Origin of the sequence: Mesorhizobium sp. M0938 (assembly GCF_040319125.1) — a bacterium.
In the GTDB taxonomy this organism is placed as follows: Bacteria; Pseudomonadota; Alphaproteobacteria; order Rhizobiales; family Rhizobiaceae; genus Mesorhizobium; species Mesorhizobium robiniae.
The window spans coordinates 19454-35660 of record NZ_JAMYNS010000007.1; the positions used below are offsets into that span (position 1 = coordinate 19454).

24 protein-coding genes are annotated in these 16207 nt (G+C 60.1%); 19 read left to right on the plus strand and 5 right to left on the minus strand.

The window, feature by feature from the left end:
* Positions 1-322: 322 nt before the first annotated feature.
* Positions 323-1153: a hypothetical protein gene (locus NKH73_RS14025; protein ID WP_352932328.1), complete on the minus strand. Its 831-nt coding sequence runs from the start codon at positions 1151-1153 to the stop codon at positions 323-325.
* Positions 1154-1225: 72 nt separating this feature from the next.
* A complete protein-coding gene (locus tag NKH73_RS14030; protein WP_352932330.1) occupies positions 1226-1867 on the minus strand; it encodes an XRE family transcriptional regulator in 642 nt (213 codons plus the stop codon).
* Between the two features lie 29 nt (positions 1868-1896).
* Between NKH73_RS14030 and NKH73_RS14035 the strand changes: the two genes are divergently transcribed.
* From NKH73_RS14035 to NKH73_RS14110, 16 genes are all read left to right on the plus strand, one after another.
* Positions 1897-2118, plus strand: a complete 222-nt coding sequence (locus tag NKH73_RS14035) for a helix-turn-helix domain-containing protein (RefSeq protein ID WP_352932332.1) — start codon at positions 1897-1899, stop codon at positions 2116-2118.
* A complete protein-coding gene (locus NKH73_RS14040) occupies positions 2115-2282 on the plus strand; it encodes a hypothetical protein (protein ID WP_352932334.1) in 168 nt (55 codons plus the stop codon). The genes NKH73_RS14035 and NKH73_RS14040 overlap by 4 nt, the downstream gene beginning before the upstream one ends.
* Positions 2283-2415: 133 nt before the next feature.
* On the plus strand, positions 2416-2745 hold the full coding sequence (locus NKH73_RS14045; protein WP_352932335.1) for a LexA family protein: 330 nt from the start codon (positions 2416-2418) through the stop codon (positions 2743-2745).
* Positions 2742-3512, plus strand: coding sequence for a deazapurine DNA modification protein DpdA family protein (locus NKH73_RS14050; RefSeq protein WP_352932336.1), 771 nt, complete (start codon positions 2742-2744; stop codon positions 3510-3512). The genes NKH73_RS14045 and NKH73_RS14050 overlap by 4 nt, the downstream gene beginning before the upstream one ends.
* Positions 3509-3682 carry a hypothetical protein gene (locus NKH73_RS14055; protein ID WP_352932339.1) on the plus strand — a complete coding sequence of 58 codons (174 nt, stop codon included), beginning with the start codon at positions 3509-3511 and terminating at the stop codon, positions 3680-3682. The genes NKH73_RS14050 and NKH73_RS14055 overlap by 4 nt, the downstream gene beginning before the upstream one ends.
* A 243-nt stretch (positions 3683-3925) precedes the next feature.
* Positions 3926-4315 (plus strand): hypothetical protein, encoded by a 390-nt coding sequence (locus tag NKH73_RS14060; RefSeq protein WP_352932341.1) that lies wholly within the window; start codon positions 3926-3928, stop codon positions 4313-4315.
* 30 nt (positions 4316-4345) lie between these two features.
* Entirely contained in the window at positions 4346-4918 is a 573-nt protein-coding gene (locus NKH73_RS14065; protein ID WP_352932343.1) for a hypothetical protein, read from the plus strand.
* 6 nt (positions 4919-4924) lie between these two features.
* Positions 4925-5296: a hypothetical protein gene (locus NKH73_RS14070; RefSeq protein ID WP_352932344.1), complete on the plus strand. Its 372-nt coding sequence runs from the start codon at positions 4925-4927 to the stop codon at positions 5294-5296.
* Positions 5293-6570, plus strand: a complete 1278-nt coding sequence (locus NKH73_RS14075; protein WP_352932346.1) for a DNA-methyltransferase — start codon at positions 5293-5295, stop codon at positions 6568-6570. The genes NKH73_RS14070 and NKH73_RS14075 overlap by 4 nt, the downstream gene beginning before the upstream one ends.
* The gene (locus NKH73_RS14080; RefSeq protein ID WP_352932348.1) at positions 6567-7127 is read left to right on the plus strand and encodes a hypothetical protein; all 561 of its coding nucleotides are present in this window, start codon (positions 6567-6569) and stop codon (positions 7125-7127) included. The genes NKH73_RS14075 and NKH73_RS14080 overlap by 4 nt, the downstream gene beginning before the upstream one ends.
* 313 nt (positions 7128-7440) lie before the next feature.
* Complete coding sequence (locus tag NKH73_RS14085; RefSeq protein ID WP_352932350.1) at positions 7441-8880, plus strand: DnaB-like helicase C-terminal domain-containing protein; 1440 nt, start codon at positions 7441-7443, stop codon at positions 8878-8880.
* Entirely contained in the window at positions 8880-9227 is a 348-nt protein-coding gene (locus NKH73_RS14090) for a hypothetical protein (RefSeq protein WP_352932352.1), read from the plus strand. The genes NKH73_RS14085 and NKH73_RS14090 overlap by 1 nt, the downstream gene beginning before the upstream one ends.
* A complete protein-coding gene (locus NKH73_RS14095) occupies positions 9224-9397 on the plus strand; it encodes an NrdR family transcriptional regulator (RefSeq protein WP_352932354.1) in 174 nt (57 codons plus the stop codon). The genes NKH73_RS14090 and NKH73_RS14095 overlap by 4 nt, the downstream gene beginning before the upstream one ends.
* Positions 9394-9843: a hypothetical protein gene (locus NKH73_RS14100; RefSeq protein WP_352932356.1), complete on the plus strand. Its 450-nt coding sequence runs from the start codon at positions 9394-9396 to the stop codon at positions 9841-9843. The genes NKH73_RS14095 and NKH73_RS14100 overlap by 4 nt, the downstream gene beginning before the upstream one ends.
* Positions 9840-10079 (plus strand): hypothetical protein, encoded by a 240-nt coding sequence (locus NKH73_RS14105; RefSeq protein WP_352932357.1) that lies wholly within the window; start codon positions 9840-9842, stop codon positions 10077-10079. The genes NKH73_RS14100 and NKH73_RS14105 overlap by 4 nt, the downstream gene beginning before the upstream one ends.
* Positions 10066-10749 carry a hypothetical protein gene (locus NKH73_RS14110; protein WP_352932360.1) on the plus strand — a complete coding sequence of 228 codons (684 nt, stop codon included), beginning with the start codon at positions 10066-10068 and terminating at the stop codon, positions 10747-10749. The genes NKH73_RS14105 and NKH73_RS14110 overlap by 14 nt, the downstream gene beginning before the upstream one ends.
* On the opposite strand, the gene NKH73_RS14115 is transcribed toward NKH73_RS14110, so the two are convergent.
* Together NKH73_RS14115 and NKH73_RS14120 are read right to left on the minus strand one after the other, a co-directional pair.
* Complete coding sequence (locus tag NKH73_RS14115; protein WP_352932362.1) at positions 10746-11012, minus strand: helix-turn-helix domain-containing protein; 267 nt, start codon at positions 11010-11012, stop codon at positions 10746-10748. The two genes, NKH73_RS14110 and NKH73_RS14115, sit on opposite strands and share 4 nt — an antisense overlap.
* Positions 11013-11310: 298 nt before the next feature.
* The gene (locus tag NKH73_RS14120; protein WP_352932364.1) at positions 11311-11751 is read right to left on the minus strand and encodes a DUF4145 domain-containing protein; all 441 of its coding nucleotides are present in this window, start codon (positions 11749-11751) and stop codon (positions 11311-11313) included.
* A gap of 267 nt (positions 11752-12018) precedes the next feature.
* Here NKH73_RS14120 and NKH73_RS14125 point away from each other — a divergent pair, with 267 nt between their 5' ends.
* The 3 genes from NKH73_RS14125 to NKH73_RS14135 are packed head-to-tail and all read left to right on the plus strand — an operon-like array spanning position 12019 to position 15720.
* Positions 12019-12384: a hypothetical protein gene (locus tag NKH73_RS14125; RefSeq protein ID WP_352932366.1), complete on the plus strand. Its 366-nt coding sequence runs from the start codon at positions 12019-12021 to the stop codon at positions 12382-12384.
* Positions 12299-13912: a terminase large subunit gene (locus NKH73_RS14130; protein ID WP_352932368.1), complete on the plus strand. Its 1614-nt coding sequence runs from the start codon at positions 12299-12301 to the stop codon at positions 13910-13912. The genes NKH73_RS14125 and NKH73_RS14130 overlap by 86 nt, the downstream gene beginning before the upstream one ends.
* The gene (locus NKH73_RS14135; protein ID WP_352932370.1) at positions 13909-15720 is read left to right on the plus strand and encodes an anti-CBASS protein Acb1 family protein; all 1812 of its coding nucleotides are present in this window, start codon (positions 13909-13911) and stop codon (positions 15718-15720) included. The genes NKH73_RS14130 and NKH73_RS14135 overlap by 4 nt, the downstream gene beginning before the upstream one ends.
* Here NKH73_RS14135 and NKH73_RS14140 read toward each other — a convergent pair.
* Entirely contained in the window at positions 15712-16200 is a 489-nt protein-coding gene (locus NKH73_RS14140; protein ID WP_352932372.1) for a hypothetical protein, read from the minus strand. The genes NKH73_RS14135 and NKH73_RS14140 overlap by 9 nt on opposite strands.
* Positions 16201-16207: the final 7 nt, after the last annotated feature.

Genomic DNA, 16207 nt, shown 5'->3' on the forward strand with positions numbered 1-16207 from the left:
ACCGGCGGGACGACCCGCCAAGGCAAATCGAGCGGCGACCCGGTGCAATTCCGGTGCAGGTGAAGCCGCAGGCGCGGGAAGCGAAAGTCCTACCGTGCTGCCTGAAAGTGAGGACGGATTGCCGAGAGGCATCCTGGCATGTGTCCCATCCCGGCTCCGGCCTTCAGGACTCGGCCATAGCTCTCCCGCTCCTTGGGCTCAGCTCATGGGGTAGGGGGAAGCTGTGGCCGGAACCCTCCCTCACCGACCTTCAGAGACCGAATTGATGGCTAGAGATGAGGGGAGACCGGCTATCTCTAGTCAAATGCCTCTTTATTCTACCTCAATCCTCAGGCTGCAAACCCTTTGGAAATCTCCGGCGGTTAAGCCAGAGTAACGATGTGCCCAACGCGAGATACAGCGCTCCAACAACAGCTCCGGCTGTTCGAAGGGTAAGCGCTGTTTTCTCCCCCAGTTGGTTCAGCTTCATGAAAACATCATCGTTGAGAAAGGCTGTGCCAGCGAGAGCGGCCAAGCCCATAATCACCGTAGCAGCTCCTACTGTTCCTGGAGATCGCAAGAGACTGATTAGAAATGTCTGCCGCCGGCGTTGTCGCATGGCATATTGCAATGGCAACCGGCCCAGAGATTTTACGCCTTGGGGTACGCCTATAACTGTAGCAGAGCAGCTAGGTCGTAATTTCGTCCCGGTATGCCATATTCGAATGGTCGCGCCATCGTCTTTATCTAAAAAGTCGAATATAACTGAGGCCGACTTGCGATCTTCAGAGGGCTTGGCAGCAAGATTGTTGGCTGTGCGGGTAACCGCTGACAATTCGACATCGAGAATGCTACCGTCGCCGAACGAAAACGATATTGGGGTATTGCCGCCGATATCTTGAGATCTTAGGGGCGTGGGTCCGTCATTCCAAAATACGATCTGTGTCAGCGTCAAACGATCGACCGCAGTACCATCGAATAATACTTCGACTTTTCCGGGTATAGCGCCGTCGCTTCCTTCAATAAAGCGCTGGTTGGTATACTGGAAGCAGGGTGCCGCATGGGTCCGCCGCATAGTTTGATAGACGGCGTAAAGTATGCCGCAGATGCCCACAGTGACACCGACCCACCCTTGATTCATGTACCAAAATGCTGAGCTGAGCGTCTCGTTCACGAATTCCCCTCCGCCTCACTATCGTCGTCGACCTCGCACACCGGCAGATACGCGTTTGCCTCTCTCCAAAAGCTATCTAGGAACCATGCTTTTGACTCGAGCTGCCCAGGTCACTTCCACGTCGAACAGCGGGGCTTCGGTGTTGGACAGAAGATGGTACAGACCATCAGTCTTTGATTTCTTGATCTGCTTCACCAGCACTCGATCATCGATCAGCCCTACGACACACAGTCGGCCGATTAGATCTGAAGTAACCGGCGCACGCACGTCGTCGTAGTAGACGAGCCAGTGCTCGAACAGCGCGCCCAGGCTCTCGCCTCGGATCTCGACTGCAACAGTGTCTTTGGTCGCGCCCTCTGGCGCCGGTACGGTGCCAAGATCCGTCGCGTCATAGAAGTGGGCTGCCGCTCCCGCGCCGACATAGCCAACGAGCTTGACGGTCGACGGCACATTGTTCGTCAGCTCGTGGACGCCGAGCACCTCGTCATACAACTCGTTGATGGCATCGCGACGGTGTCCTTCCGGCTCGGAGCCGGCAAGCCACCTATTCACAGTCGATTGCGACACGCCAAAATGCTCGGCCAGGTCCTGCTGCTTGCGGCCGGTGGCCTTCATTATCCCGCGGAGCTTTTCTTCGATCGTCGCCATGATCGGGACGCTACTCGGCAGCGCGGATAAACGAAAATCCGCTTGCGCATAAATTTCCGCTTGCAAAGTATCCGTTTGCGCATAATATCCGCGACATGAGCGCAATTCGCCACATCCGCCGAGAAGTCTTCAAAGTGACCCAAGCTGAGTTCGCTGTACTCGCCGGTGTCACACAAGCGAGCGTGTCTCGTTGGGAAGCCGGCGGCGCCCCTTCGCTCGACGAAATGCAGGCCATCCGAAAGGCTGCCGCCGACCGCGAGATCGCGTGGAACGACGCTTGGTTCTTCGAGGCTCCCGCCCAGGAGAACGCAGCGTGAGCGTTCTTACCATTCCGTCGCAGATCGCCGCATCCGGCGCCGGTCACGCCCAAACCGATCTCGCTGCGCAGTCGGGCGACAAGAGCGCAGGCCTTCATTCCCGAGCCGACGCCGGTACTTCCATCACGATGATGCATACGAACATCGCGGGGCAGGGCGCATGAGCATCGTGGTCATTTGCACCGCAGATGGCACATGGATGGCTCGCGATCCGTGGACGGGCACTTTTGCGACCGGTGCCACACGGGCGGAAGCCGAAGCGGAACTGCGGCGCCTGGTCGAGGCGAGGCGAGCGGCATGAACCTCACCCCGCGCCAGTCCGACGCTCTGTCGTTCATCCGCCTTCACCAAGCCGAAAAAGGCGTCTCGCCAACGTATGACGAGATCGCGTCCGGACTTGGTCTGGCCTCCAAAAGCCGCGCCCATGATCTGGTGAAGGGGCTCGAGCGTCGCGGTGCTGTTCGCACTCAACCAGGCATGTTCCGGACGATCGAAATCATCGGAGAGCAGGGCGCCGAGCATCATCTAAAGGCCATCCTGGCTGAGATCGGGCGAGCCGGTGCGGTGCATCAGGACAGCTTGTGCGTCATCGACGCGATGCAGTTTTTCGGCAGGAGGGACGCATGAGCGTCCGGTTCTTCGTCGGGCTTCACCAGCCAGCGGATGCACAGCACTTCGATCTGTCGTGCATCAGCATCAATCGCTTGCGCGGCCGGAAGAAGCCAGTCGATTGCCAAGAGGTGTTGGTCGATAGCGGCGCCTTCACGGAGATCAACCTGCATGGCGGATACCGGTCCAGCGTTAGCGTCTACGCCGACGAACTGCGGCGGCTGCATCAATCCAGCGTCGTCAAGATCGCGGCTGCCGTGGCCCAGGACTTCATGTGTGAGCCGTTTATGCTCGCCAAGACGGGTCTGACAATCAAAGATCACCAGCGGCTCACCATCGAGCGCTATGACGATCTGGTCGCTTGCGGTCTGCCTTTCCCGATCATGCCTGTCCTGCAGGGCTTCGCGCCTCGAGACTATCAAGACCACATTCGCGCCTATGGCGAGCGCCTGACCTTCGGCATGTGGGTCGGCGTCGGATCGGTCTGCAAGCGCAATGGCGCCCCGGAAAAGATCGTTGAAGTCCTGTCGGCGATCCATGCACTTCGTCCCGATCTTCTTCTTCATGGCTTCGGCATCAAGCAAACTTCGCTGATGCATCCCGGCGTCCGTGACATGCTCCACAGCGCCGACAGCATGGCTTGGTCATTTGCAGCTCGGCGCCAGGGCCGAGACGGAAACGCATGGCAAGAGGCCAAGGCGTTTGCAGTTCGCGTCCAGGGTGCGGCATCACGCGCGTTTGACGAATGGCAGTTGCCACTCCCGCTTTGGAGGGTGGCCGCATGAGCGCGCTTCTGATTATCACCGTTACCGCAGTCGTCTCATTCCTGACGGGATGGACCCTGGCGCTTAATCGCATCCAAAAGCGTCAGACTGCGCGCCGCGAGTTGGCGATGCAGCTGCGCAGCCCTCTCGACCTCGCTCCGGCTGACTTTGCGCGGGAGGATTGGGCGTGATGCGAACGGGCAATCATCATTCGCGGCAGTCCGCATGGACGCCCTGGGGAGGGCTTCCACTCTCGCCGCGAACAATTCCAACTGCGCATTCGCTTGTCCCTGGAAGTTCATCCGACTGCGCATTTTCGTACATCCCCGCTTTCGACTTTTCGCCAGCTCTCCCGGCCCCGAATGTCGCCGGATCGGGTTTTGTGTCCCGGCGCGGCTCCTTCGACGCTCACAAGAGTATCGAAGGAGTCACCCATGAGTGTGGAAATCTCACCCAAGAATCCGGAAAGGTCAGCCATGAAAGACGCTGATGTTGCCGCAAGTCTTTTGGATGAAGTGATTGGTAACCGCGGCATCCGTGAGCCGGTCAAGTCCATGTTGGAACGTGCCTATAGCCAGTTATGCAAGCGTAATAATGCGTGGACGAGACGGCGTGTTCGCGCCGTCTTCAACAAAGAAGCAAATCGGATCGACCACCGCGAGATCGAGGAAATGCGCGCGGTCATCCAGGCAAGGGAAGAACATGCGGCATTCAAGAAGGAAACCGCCCGTCTGGTTGCGCTGGCTTTCCACAAGGAAGCGGATTGCACTGGCTGGGATGGTTCGGAAAGGCGCGGCGGCAATCGCCGAATGGATCGCGCCTGAACTCAGACCTGATCAAAGGAGGCCATGACCATGGCGAAAGCAGCGAAGACGAGTGCGGCGCCCGGCGAGGGCCACAATAGCAAGGAACTGACAGAAGCCGAGCGCAAGGCGCTTTTCTTCCATCACCTGCGCAAGCGCATGGCGCACAACGGCAACGTCGCCGAGGCCAATGCCGCGAAGAAAGCCGACGGCAAGATCGCCCAGGCTGACGAGATCGTTCTTGGTGACCTCGACTATGCCATCAAGGCGCTGAGTGCCGACGACAAGAAGACGGTCACCGATCGCTTCGTTGCCGAGGGCGAGATCCTGGCATGGCTCGGTCTGTCGACCGGTTTCCAATCCGATATGTTCCGCGATCGCGCGCCGGCGATCGAGAAGATCGAGAGGGCAGGCGAACTAGCCGGCCTTGCCGCGCTGGACCGCACCAGCGGTTACGGCACCGGGTCCGACGAGGATACCCGCTGGCTTGCCGGCTACGACAAGGGCCAGGCGACCGTCCGCGACAATCTCGAAGCCGCGATGCTCAAGCGCAATGCGGCCAAGGATGAACTGATCAAGGGCGCCGACGACGGCGAAGACCCGTTCGCGCAAGCGGCGGAGTAGGGCGCCATGGCCATGCTCGCCGACCTCTTCCTCCGAACCTTCGGCCTTGCCGAGGACGTGCCCGTGATGGTCATCGAAGATCATCTCGCCCGGCAGCTTGAAGCCGATCTGGCCTTTGCCTTCCCGCCATTGACGCGCATCGAACCTGAGCGCCAGGCCATCACCAACAGGCGGGCACGATACGCGCAAGACCTCGATACGGTCAGATTGGAACGCGAATGGCGCAAGGCCGAAATCATCGACCTAGACGCCGATGAAGCTGACATCGTTCGCATCCTCGCCGGGCTGGACAAACATGAGGCCGAGCTTGGCGGGGCTGTGGTGGCGATCGCTGCCGAGCCCAAGCGGCGGGCGCGGAAGTTGATGGTGGCGGCGTGAGCGAGCCGCAAGTCTTCCTCGACGGGCGCGTGTCGCTCTACATCGGCGACTGCATTGCCATGCTTGACGCCATGGAGACCGACTCCGTCGATTGCGTGGTGACATCACCGCCATATTGGGGGCTGCGCGACTACGGCGTCGCCGGTCAGATCGGGCTCGAGCCGACACTTGGCGAGCATCTTGCCGTCATGGTGCGCGTGTTCGAAGCCGTGCGTCGCGTCCTGAAGCCAACCGGCACGCTGTGGGTCAATTATGGCGATTGCTACGCGACCACACCGAACGGACGTTCCGCAGTCGACACCAAGGCGGCAGGCAACGACGACCGCACATTCCGCGATAAGCCGTTCTCGACCATAAGCGGTTCTCTGAAGGCCAAAGACCTTTGCATGATCCCGAACCGGCTCGCCATAGCGCTGCAGGATGCCGGCTGGTGGGTGAGATCGGAAATCGTCTGGGGCAAGACCAACCCCATGCCGGACAGTTCCGGCGCGCAGCGTCCGTCGACGGCCCACGAGAAGATATTCCTCCTGACCAAATCGGCAGATGCCGATATCTGGCGCGCTCGCGATACCGGCGAAATGTCCTTTGCGCCGGACCTTTCGGAGCGCTGTCCGCTCATCACAGATGAGAGCCGCGACGGCGCACGATGGATGAAAATCGGCTCGTTCTACGATGCCGAGGCTGTGCGGCAGGGCCGAATGTCCGACGAGGATGCAATCACCTTCCGCGGCGGCTCATATGTCGGCGGTGTTCCGGGCAAACGGGCCATCATCGGCAATAAGCGCGTCAAGATGCCTGACGGCTGGGATACTGGAGAAGGCGGCCATGGTTCGCGCCACCGCCGCGGACGTGAAAACGGCAAGATGATCGAGGTCACCCCTCGCCATCAAGGCCAGATCAACCATACGGGGCTGGACGAACTTGGCCGCGGTTCCGGTCGATTGCTCCGAAACTACGAGCCCGCCCCGGTCAATGTCTGGGAGATGGCGACGCAAGCCTATTCCGACGCCCATTTCGCGACATTCCCGGCTGAGCTAGCCGAGCGCTGCATTCTCGCCGGCTGCCCGAAGGGTGGACTGGTGCTGGACCCGTTCGGCGGCGCAGGCACCACCGCCCTGGTTGCCCTTCGTCACCACCGGCGCGCGGCACTGATCGAACTCAATCCAACCTATGCCGAGATGGCCCGCGCCCGCATCGAAGCCGAGTGGCGGGTGCCACAGAAGCCAACGGTCGTCGACCACGGCCCGTTGTTCTCTGGCGAGGTGGCCGCATGAGCCTGATTTTGGGCCTCGACATTGCCACCGTGACCGGTTTCGCCTGGTATGAGCCCGGCTCCTCGCTCTCGTCGATCAAGACCGGCCTCATCAAGGCTGTCGGCGACAACGCCGAAGAGAAAGCCGCCTCCCTCGCAACGCAGATGGTCGCCATGTTCAAGCTGGCGGGCCGCCCCGACTTCGTGGCGATCGAGCAGCCGATGCGGAACATCAAATCCTTCCGCAAGACAAAGACCGATCTGGCCGGCGTCATCGACGAGGCCACCATCAATCCAAATGCGCTGCAGCTCGAAGGGCTGGTGTGCGCGGCGGTCGCCATCATCGCGGCCTATCGCATTCCATGGGAGTGCATTTCCTCGCAGACCTGGCGCAAACACTTCCTCGGCATGGGACGCTCACCCGGCTTCGATCGCGCCATGTGGAAGCGCGCAGCAGTCGAACGCTGCCGGGTTTTCAAGATCGACGTGAAGAATGCGGACGCCGCGGAAGCCGTCGGCATAGCGATGGCAGGCGAGGCATGTCAGCGGTTCAAGATGATCGGGGCGAGGGCGGCATGAAGACCTTGGCGCCTCCGAGCGGCCAAGAGCGCACCGCGGCTGGTGTCGCGGCCGCTGCCATGCGAGCGGCCATTGCTGACCACATCACGATGGGAGAGCGGTCTGTGGCGCACATTGACCTGTCACGACCCCGCCGGGGCGAATGGTGGGAGACATGGAAAAATCTTCCGGGGTTCTGCCGGATCAATGGGAACCGGTTCTGCCATAGCCTTTTGCCCGGGTGGGAATACACCCGCGCCGAGGTCCGCAGCGAAATGATCCCCGACTTGGAGGCGCTAGCAGAGCGAGGCGTTCGGCCTACCGAGGCGACGCGATGAACGCCCATCCCAGAGATTTTAAGCAGCCGCTGCCGGATGCGATTGAAGCGGAATGCGCGCTTCTAGGCGCGATACTGACCTCGAATGACGCCTACTGGCGCGTGGCCGGCTTCCTGAAGCCAAACCATTTCAGCGAAAAGCTGCATGGCGACATCTATGAGGTCATGGGAACGATGATAGCCGAGGGCCGGCCGGTGAACCCGATCACGATTAAGTCGTATATCCCGGCTGATCAGATGGTCGGCGAATTGACGATGTTCGCCTATGTGATCCGGCTCGCGTCGGAAGCCGTCACCATCTCCGGCGCCTATGACTACGGCCGCGGCATCATCGAAATGTGGGCCAGACACCAGCTCATAGCGACGGCACAGGATCTCGACGCACTTGCTCGCAATATGCCGGTGGACATGACGCCGGAGAAGATCATCGGGTCGACGGCCGACGAATTGACCCGCATTGCCAGGGAAGGCAACGAGCGCGCCGCCTCGGTGCAGTATGGCGTCATCCTGCCGAACGCCGTGACCAAGGCCGCCAAGTCCAGCGGCGACGCATCCTCCCGCATTCCATGGTTCCTGCCGGAGATCACTTCTGCGCTCGGGGATATCCGCCGCGGCAACCTGGTCGGGCTCATGTCCGACAGTGGCGGCGGCAAGACATCGTTCAGCCTCCAGCAATGCCGCTTTGCCGCCTCGCAGGGTTTCAAGAGCGCGTTCTTCTCGATCGAGGTCACTGACGAAGAGGCCGCGCTGCAAGCGGCCGCACAACAGGCGCATATCTCACTCGGCCGGATCGATGCCTACACCCTCAACAGCAAAGAAAGCGGCGATCTCGAGCGCGAGATGATGACGTCGGCCAATCTGCCTTTCTACATCGTCGGTTTTGGCGAGTGCTCGCTATCCGACATCCGGATCAAGGCCGAGGCCATGGTGAAAAGCCAGGGGCTCGATCTGATCATGATCGACCACGCCAAAATGATCAGCCTGCCGAATCCGAAAGACATCTTCGCCGACCGGGTGAATGCGCTCTATCGCGGGCTGAAGGCTCTGGCCAAGTCGCTCAATGTGGCGATCGTCATCCTGATCCAGCGCAATGATGACTGGAAACGGCGATGGCAGACCGGCGGCATCATCCGCCCGATGATGGGCGATGCCTATGGCGGGTCGGGTGTGAAGCAGAACCTGGACGTCTGGTTTTCGCTGTATCGGCCAGAACCGCTCTACAAGGAGCTGATCCCGCAGACCCAGCGGGAGGAAAAGCGCGCCGATCTGATCGCGCTTTACGAGCGCTCACGCGGCAAGGCGCAGATCATCAACCACAAGCGCCGGCGTGGCGAGCCTGGAAGATCGCCCGAGATCAAGTTCGAGGCTGAGTTCACCCTGTTCGGCTCGCTCATGGACGATGCTGCACCTGCATTCGAAGGGTTCGAGGGTTTCTGATGGCGGAGTTCCTCCCAGACTATTCAACAATGCAGATCAATGGCCGCTACAGGCCTCTGTTCAAGCTGTTCTGTTCCGATGGCTGGCGATACGTCCGCAAGGATGGCGCTCCGGTCGAGTGCGAAACGGCCAGCCAAGCCATCGAGGCCGCCAAGGAATGCGTCAAGCACATCCTCAACCCGCCGATCCGCGCCGAACAAGTAGAAGTCGTCGCCGATGTGCTTGGCGTCGCTGCCTGGCACCGTGAGCGCGCCGGCCAAGCCGCGCGGGACCAACAAGAGGCTTTCGGGGCGCTGATAGTCAAAGGCCGGCAGATCGTGGTGGAAAAGAGGAGGGCGCGGGCATGACCAAACCCGTCGGCCTCCATTGCATCGCCTGCGGCAAGGGCAAGCTCCTCACGGTCGATACTCGCCCCTGCCATGGCGGCATCCGTCGCCGGAAGGAATGCAACAAGTGCGGCTGGCGCATCACCACAATAGAGACCGTGGTCGGCAAGATCAGGAAGGGCAAGCGATGACAGACCGGCGCGTCCAAGCCCTATGCGATGAATTCGGCATCAAGATCGTCGATCGGCACCGCTATCCGGAGCCGGGAGAGACTCGCGCGGTCGAGACGCTTGCGCGCATCTCGCGCCGACACGGGGAAGGGCACTTGCGCCTGGTGCTTTCGACCTTGGCCGAGACCGACAACAACAAGGGCCAACTCGACGAGGTTCTGTTTTGGGCCGCGTCTGACATGGTGCGGGCATGCCCAGAGATTGTTGAGCGGCGCGCCGGCGACTGGTTGACGATGTGGGATGTCTGCCCGGTCGGCGAACTGCAGTTCATTGCCCAGGATCTGCGCAGCGTCGTGCCACTAAGATTTGCACTTGTCGGCATGCTATATGAGCGGGTGGTCAAGGCATTTGGCCCGCGAGCAATCCAGCCGGATTTGTTCGATGACCGCAGGAGAAATTCGGCATGAGTAACGTCGTATCGCTTCATGGCGACAAGCGCTGGAAAGCTGTTCTCGTCTACGACCACCAGAACGGCCCCATCACGATCGAGCACTTTTTGGAAGAAATTTCCGAGCTTCATGACGTCATCGAACACGGCCCGGACTGGAACACCCTGATCACGTGCACGGTGACAATCAATCGTACGGACGGTGGCGAGGAGCAGAACAGCCAGGAAAAGAAAGCGCGCCATGAACATCGGTGAGATCGCGGAGCGTTTCATCAGGCAGGCAGAGATCGAGCGCGCCAGCCATGAGCATGTCGGGCCAGCGGCGCTTCGTGCACAGCAATTGCCCTATGTCCACACCTACACCGACAAGCTCGGGTGGCGCAAAGAGGTCGGCGACAGGCTGGACCCGAAGGCCGACCCGCTCGCCGACGAGCGTAAGGCATTCTGGGAGCGAATCGGCATCATGCCTTCGGCGCATGAGATCAGTGAGCTCGAGACGCTGCACGAATGGCTGCTGGCCGTCGGCAATGAAAAGGAACGCCGCGCACTCCTGGCATGGGCGCGATCGAAGGTCGGCGGCAAGTCATTCCGCCGCTGGTGCTTCAAGGTTGAGGGCATTCATCCGAACACCGGCCGGGATAGAAAAAACCGGGCTTTGCAGCAAATTTCAGCCATTCTCGCCCGCAGGGCATCGCAGAATAGCGAAAGCGCCGAAATCAGGCTGTTGCACCACACCCATGAAATCAGCGATGTTTCGGCTACGGTCACAGAAGATGCGGGCGAACGGGACTGCCTGAATTCGTGGATCGCAGATGGCGCCTTTGCCAAGATCCTTCCATCGGAGCATGACGACTTCTCTTGGGCTGCCAAGCGCAACGAGCGCCGGCGCCAGCAAGAGGCGAAGCGGCGCAAGGAAGCGGCTTAGTCGGCCATCTGGTCTGCCGCCGCACGTGCTTCTCTATACAATCGGCCAAACCATTGCGTGCCTGCAATTTCTTTGTGGTGCCACAGCTGGTTGAGCTTGGAGAGGGCAAATCGCTCCGCGGCCATAATGTGCATCTTCCGCAGCGTGGCTGTTCCGCTCTCGATGTCCTGGTATGCCCTAAGCTTCAAGCCAAGTTCTTCAGCCATCTGGGTCTGGTTGAGTACCAGCGCCTTTCGCACAGCTATAAGCTCATCAGTGTTCATTGAAAGCTGACCTCGATTTTGCTATATCGGAACCGGGTGAGGTTTGGACCCCCACCCGGCTCCGGTGTTACCGGCCGATGGAGAGGATCAGTCTCCACTTGCGAACCGGACTTGGAAGGTGAGCTTGACGCTCATGGTGTCCTCCAGTCCGTTGCCGAAGCGGGAATGCTTCGGTTATTGAACGTAGCAAATATGCAGAAACTGCGCAAGCAGAATATGCAGAAAGTGCACAAATTATAAAAGCCGCATCGGGTCCAACCGGGCGGCTTTTGTGTTGGAAGCGTTAGTCCAGCCTGCCTTAAGGCACCTTCGGCTTCTTTAGAGCGGTCAACCGCGCAACCAGGGATGTGTACTGGTAGACCGCTTTAAGCAATTCCTTGGCAAGCTCTATCGCTAATTCGGACTCTTCCTCGCCAAGGGAGTCGTAATCCTTAGCCTCGACGTGCGCGGCATCATTTCCAAGAATCCGCAGCTCGTCAGCCGCGGCAAGTAGCTCGGAAGGCAGCACGGCGACTGAGCTCAACGAAGCCAAGCGAGCTTTGAGATCTTTTCCAACTGCTTGTTTGTCGTTGCATAACTCTTCCAAAGTTCGCCGAACCATCAGAGCTGCCGCTCGATAGCATCCCGCAGCGTGGCATTTTATTGACTCCTCCAAGGTGGAAAGGATGTTTGCCGGAAGGTTCGTCGCATCAAAGTCGATGACTTCTGGAGGGTAGCAGATCGCTTCGTTGTCGGACAAAGCGACAAACACAAGCGCCGAACACGTTGGGTTGGGACACCATCTCATTCCAGCTGCGGCTGGTTTTGCGAATTTTTGCGTCCCTTCAATCCATGTAATTAGCCAAGTGACGTCGTGACAGTTTGCGTAGCCATGAAACGACCCCGCGTGCCGGCAATGGGGACACCGAAGAGAAACTACTTGCGCGCCTTGGAAGCCGACATTCTCCCTAGTAATCAAATTCAAATTGTCTCTCCCCCCGTTGAAAACAATCAAAGGTAATCAGACGTGGCGCGTGGTGGCAAGCGAATAGGGGCAGGGCGCAAGGCAGGAGCCGTCACAAGGCGAACGCGCACGATCGCGGACAAGGCTACCGCCGAAGGCCTGACGCCTCTGGAGGTCATGCTGACCGCAATGCGGGTCCATGCCAAAGCCCAGAAATGGGACGATGCGGCGTCGATCGCGAAGGACGCCGCTCCCTACATGCACCCGCGCCTTGCTTCCCTTCAACACACCGGCCGCAATGGCGGTCCTATCCAGACGGTCGACCTGACCAAACTGAGTGGCGATGAACTCGATCAACTCGAAGCTATCATCGGTCCGCTTGCCGACATTGGCGCAGATCAGGGCGGAGAAGGCGAGACGGGCCGCTGAGGCACAGGCTGGTGGTTGGGAGGTCGAGCGCGAGAGATGCGCTGCTGACATCCTCTACTGGTTCGACAAGTGGGTTTATACCTACGATCCCCGCCTAGTCGGCAAGCCTGGGGGCGCCTTCGTCCAGTTCAAGCTTTGGTCGAGGCAGCGGGACGTCCTGCTTTGGATGAAAGACCGGCTCGATGCGGCCGAGGAAGGATTGCTGGAAAAGAGCCGAGACACTGGCGCCACGTATCTCACGGCCGGCTTCGCGCTTCACCAATGGCTATTCTCGCCGGGCTTCAAGGCTACGTTCGGCTCTCGCAAGGTCGATTACGTCGACAAGAAGGACAATCCGGACAGCATATTCGCCAAGCTGCGCATCATGTTGCGGCGCCTGCCGGCTGAAATGTTGCCGGAGGGATTCAACTGGTCGCAGCACGATAACTATATGCGGTTCGTTAATCCGGCGAACGGCGCGGTCATATCGGGGGAGGGCGGCGAGGACATGGGCCGCGGTGGCCGCTCCTCGCTGTATGTGGTCGACGAGGCGGCATTCGTACCCAACGCCGAGACGGTCGAGAAGGCGCTATCCGGCAATACCGACTGTGTAATCTGGGTCTCGTCGGTCAACGGCATGGGCAACCTGTTCGCCCGCAAGCGCCATTCGATCATGAAGCCACATCAGATCGCGCGGCTACACTGGCGCGATGATCCGCGTAAGACCGAAGAATGGGCAGCGGCCAAGCAGGCCAGCTTTTCCGACCCGACGACATGGGCCAGCGAATACGATATCGACTATTCGGCCTCGGTCGAGGGGATCTGCATCCCGGCGCTGTGGGTTGAGAGCGCGAAACGGCTTAGACGGATAGAGCCTCGCCTGCAGCCTTCGAACGCCACTACGCTCGGTGTTGACGTCGGCGCAGGCAAAGCGAAGTCGGTCACCATTCCCCGTCGTGGCGCTATCGTCGAGTCGCCGCGGTCGCGCGGTGATCCGGACACGACGGAAACGGCGCATTGGGCGCTGGATATCGCGAAGGAACTGGGCGCGCGGCAACTGAACTTCGATGCGCCAGGCGTGGGCGCGGGCGTCTCGTCAACGCTGATGAAGCGGCCGGTGGACGATCTTCTCGTCGTGGCCGTGAACACCGGCGTTCCGCCTACTGAGCGGATATGGCCGGATGGCAGAACCTCGGAAGAGATATTCGGCAATCTCAAAGCCGAGATCTGGTGGCTCGGCCGCACAGCGTTCCAGCGCACGCATGAGCATGTGCTGTTCATCGAGGGGAAGGAAGGCGGCAAGGAGCATCAGCTCTCCGACCTGATCGCGCTGCCGAGCGGCGACAAAGACAGCGACCAGCTTTGCTTGGAACTGTCTCTGGTGAAATGGGGCCGCAACGAGCGCGGCAAGATCGTTATCGAGAAGAAGGAGGCGTTGGCGCGCCGCGGCATCAGAAGCCCCGACTATGCCGACGGCTTCATGCTCACATTCGTTGATCCGCCCCGCCGTGCCTACACCCTCGCAGACCTGCAAAAGGCCTTCGCATGAACGATCTCGTCAAGCCGCGCGTGCGCATGCATGCCGACGGCACAGTTACGTTCGTGGATGGCTTTGCCAATCTCCTGTCGGGGCTTGGTCTCGGCAATCCGAAGACCGCGGCAAACACCTATCTGCTGAATTGCTCGCAGGTTGATCTTGAAGCCGCCTATCGCACGTCAACATGGTTCGGGAAGATCGTCGACATCCCGGCCGACGATGCCACCAGGGCATGGCGTTCATGGCAGGCCGACAATGACCAGATCGAGCTTCTGGAAGGCGAGGAGAAACGCCTGCAGGTCAGGCAAAAGGTGCGCCAGGCGCTGATCTGGTCCCGGCTATACGGCGGTGCGGTCATCATCCCCGGTGGCTTGCCTGGACGGCCGGAACAGCCGCTGCCGATCGATCGCGTTGGGAAGGGGTCAGTTAAGTTCCTGACGGTGCTGCACCGGTACGAGGACATCAATCCATACGGCATCATCCGCGACCCTCTGAGCGAGTTCTACGGCCAGCCCGAGTATTGGACCATCAACACCGAGGGCGGGCGGCAGACGAAGCTCCACCCGTCCCGCGTGATCCTGCTCAACGGCCGCAAGACAGCTACGCGGCTAGGAGGAGAGGAGATCTGGGGCGATAGCGTCTGGATGCACCTCGAGGACGCGGTTCGCAATGCGGATGCAGGGGCTGCCGTCATCGGCGCGTTGATGCAGGAAGCGAAGATCGACGTCGTCCGCGTCCCGGACATGATGATGGGCATGGCGACGACCGAATATGAAGGCGTCATGCTAAAGCGCTTCCGCATGGCGGCGATGCTGAAGAGCATTTCCAACGTTCTGCTCCTCGACAAGGAAGACGAGTGGGACCAGAAGCAGATCACATGGACCGGCATTCCCGATGTGGTGACTCTGCTGCTGACGATCCTGTCTGGCGCGGCAGACATTCCGGTCACGCGCCTGATCGGGACCAGCGCCAAGGGGCTGAACGCCACGGGTGAGGGCGACCTTCGCAACTACTACGACAACGTCAACGCCAAGCAGGATCTCATCCTATCGCCCGCGCTGACCCCGCTGGATGAGATGCTGATCCGCTCGGCACTCGGCTCGCGTCCGCCCGAGGTCTGGTACGATTGGGACCCGCTGTTCCAACCGACGGACAAGGAGCAGGCCGAAGTCGACAAGCTGGAAGCCGAGACGACGCAGATCTACGCGAACAGCGGTCTCCTACCGACCGATGCGCTCGCCAAGTCCGTTCAGAACCGCATGGTGGAAAGCGGCCGCTGGCCGGGCCTTGAGCAGGCGCTTGAGGAATCGGAGATGGAGCTTGAACTTCCCGACCCGGACGAGGAAGAGATCGAGCCTGCCGCCCAGCGCACGCCAACTGCCGATGCCGCGCCGCGCACGCTCTATGTCCGCCGCGATGTCGTGAACCGCGCCGAGATCGTCAAATGGGCGAAGGCGCAGGGCTTCACCGATATCGTGCCGGACCTGCATGTCACGATCGCCTACAGCACCACGCCGGTCGATTGGTTCGCCGTCGGCACGTCATGGTCCGAAAAGGTCGAGATCGCGCCTGGTGGGCCGCGCCAGATGGAGCGACTTGGCGATGACGGCCGCTATATCGCGCTGCTGATCACGGCGAGCGAACTGATATGGCGGCATCGGGAAATCATCGAGGCCGGCGCTTCGTGGTCTTGGCCCGACTATCAGCCGCACGTCTCAATCCAGATCGGCGGTGAAATCGATCTGACGAAGGTCGAGCCTTATCAGGGCAGGATCATTTTCGGGCCGGAAGTGTTCGAGGAGGTCGCGCCACTAAAATAGCATTTTGTTTCTCTGAACGAAACTAAACGCCTCTCGCTGAAATACAGCGAACGATGACCTATAAGGATCATAGGTTTTCGCCATGTCGTCGTTGACGCCAGTAAGGTTGTTTTCTAGGCGTTTTTTGCGGACGCCGAGTATCCACATAATGTACGATCCTGCGTCGTTCTCCACCTTTTGCACGTGCGGGAGGAGTTCCGGGAAATGCAGCGAGCACAACAAGATGGCACGCTGAATCGGCGGCTGGCTGTCTATATCTCTGCCCTCAAACGCGGCGCTGGCGCGTTGGGCAAGCCAGTGGTCATACTCGTAGACGGCCGAAATCAGATCTTCGTACTTTTGTGTCCGTTTTGCCTTTTGGCTAGTGCGGTCTGTAAGCAATTGAGTCACCGCCGGCCCCGTTGCAACTCCCAGTAGCGCGAGTAGGCCACCAAGAAGTACCTGGATGATGGTCGTCCAAATATTTGTATCGTGTTCCATCCCGCCC

Coding starts and splice junctions, on each gene's coding strand:
- NKH73_RS14135 (WP_352932370.1), top strand. CDS start 13,909: ATGAACGATCTCGTCAAGCCGCGCGTGCGCATGCATGCCGACGGCACA.
- NKH73_RS14140 (WP_352932372.1), bottom strand. CDS start 16,200: ATGGAACACGATACAAATATTTGGACGACCATCATCCAGGTACTTCTT.
- NKH73_RS14110 (WP_352932360.1), top strand. CDS start 10,066: ATGAACATCGGTGAGATCGCGGAGCGTTTCATCAGGCAGGCAGAGATC.
- NKH73_RS14100 (WP_352932356.1), top strand. CDS start 9,394: ATGACAGACCGGCGCGTCCAAGCCCTATGCGATGAATTCGGCATCAAG.
- NKH73_RS14050 (WP_352932336.1), top strand. CDS start 2,742: ATGAGCGTCCGGTTCTTCGTCGGGCTTCACCAGCCAGCGGATGCACAG.
- NKH73_RS14065 (WP_352932343.1), top strand. CDS start 4,346: ATGGCGAAAGCAGCGAAGACGAGTGCGGCGCCCGGCGAGGGCCACAAT.
- NKH73_RS14095 (WP_352932354.1), top strand. CDS start 9,224: ATGACCAAACCCGTCGGCCTCCATTGCATCGCCTGCGGCAAGGGCAAG.
- NKH73_RS14085 (WP_352932350.1), top strand. CDS start 7,441: ATGAACGCCCATCCCAGAGATTTTAAGCAGCCGCTGCCGGATGCGATT.
- NKH73_RS14035 (WP_352932332.1), top strand. CDS start 1,897: ATGAGCGCAATTCGCCACATCCGCCGAGAAGTCTTCAAAGTGACCCAA.
- NKH73_RS14070 (WP_352932344.1), top strand. CDS start 4,925: ATGGCCATGCTCGCCGACCTCTTCCTCCGAACCTTCGGCCTTGCCGAG.
- NKH73_RS14130 (WP_352932368.1), top strand. CDS start 12,299: ATGAACTCGATCAACTCGAAGCTATCATCGGTCCGCTTGCCGACATTG.
- NKH73_RS14090 (WP_352932352.1), top strand. CDS start 8,880: ATGGCGGAGTTCCTCCCAGACTATTCAACAATGCAGATCAATGGCCGC.
- NKH73_RS14060 (WP_352932341.1), top strand. CDS start 3,926: ATGAGTGTGGAAATCTCACCCAAGAATCCGGAAAGGTCAGCCATGAAA.
- NKH73_RS14045 (WP_352932335.1), top strand. CDS start 2,416: ATGAACCTCACCCCGCGCCAGTCCGACGCTCTGTCGTTCATCCGCCTT.
- NKH73_RS14080 (WP_352932348.1), top strand. CDS start 6,567: ATGAGCCTGATTTTGGGCCTCGACATTGCCACCGTGACCGGTTTCGCC.
- NKH73_RS14115 (WP_352932362.1), bottom strand. CDS start 11,012: ATGAACACTGATGAGCTTATAGCTGTGCGAAAGGCGCTGGTACTCAAC.
- NKH73_RS14055 (WP_352932339.1), top strand. CDS start 3,509: ATGAGCGCGCTTCTGATTATCACCGTTACCGCAGTCGTCTCATTCCTG.
- NKH73_RS14105 (WP_352932357.1), top strand. CDS start 9,840: ATGAGTAACGTCGTATCGCTTCATGGCGACAAGCGCTGGAAAGCTGTT.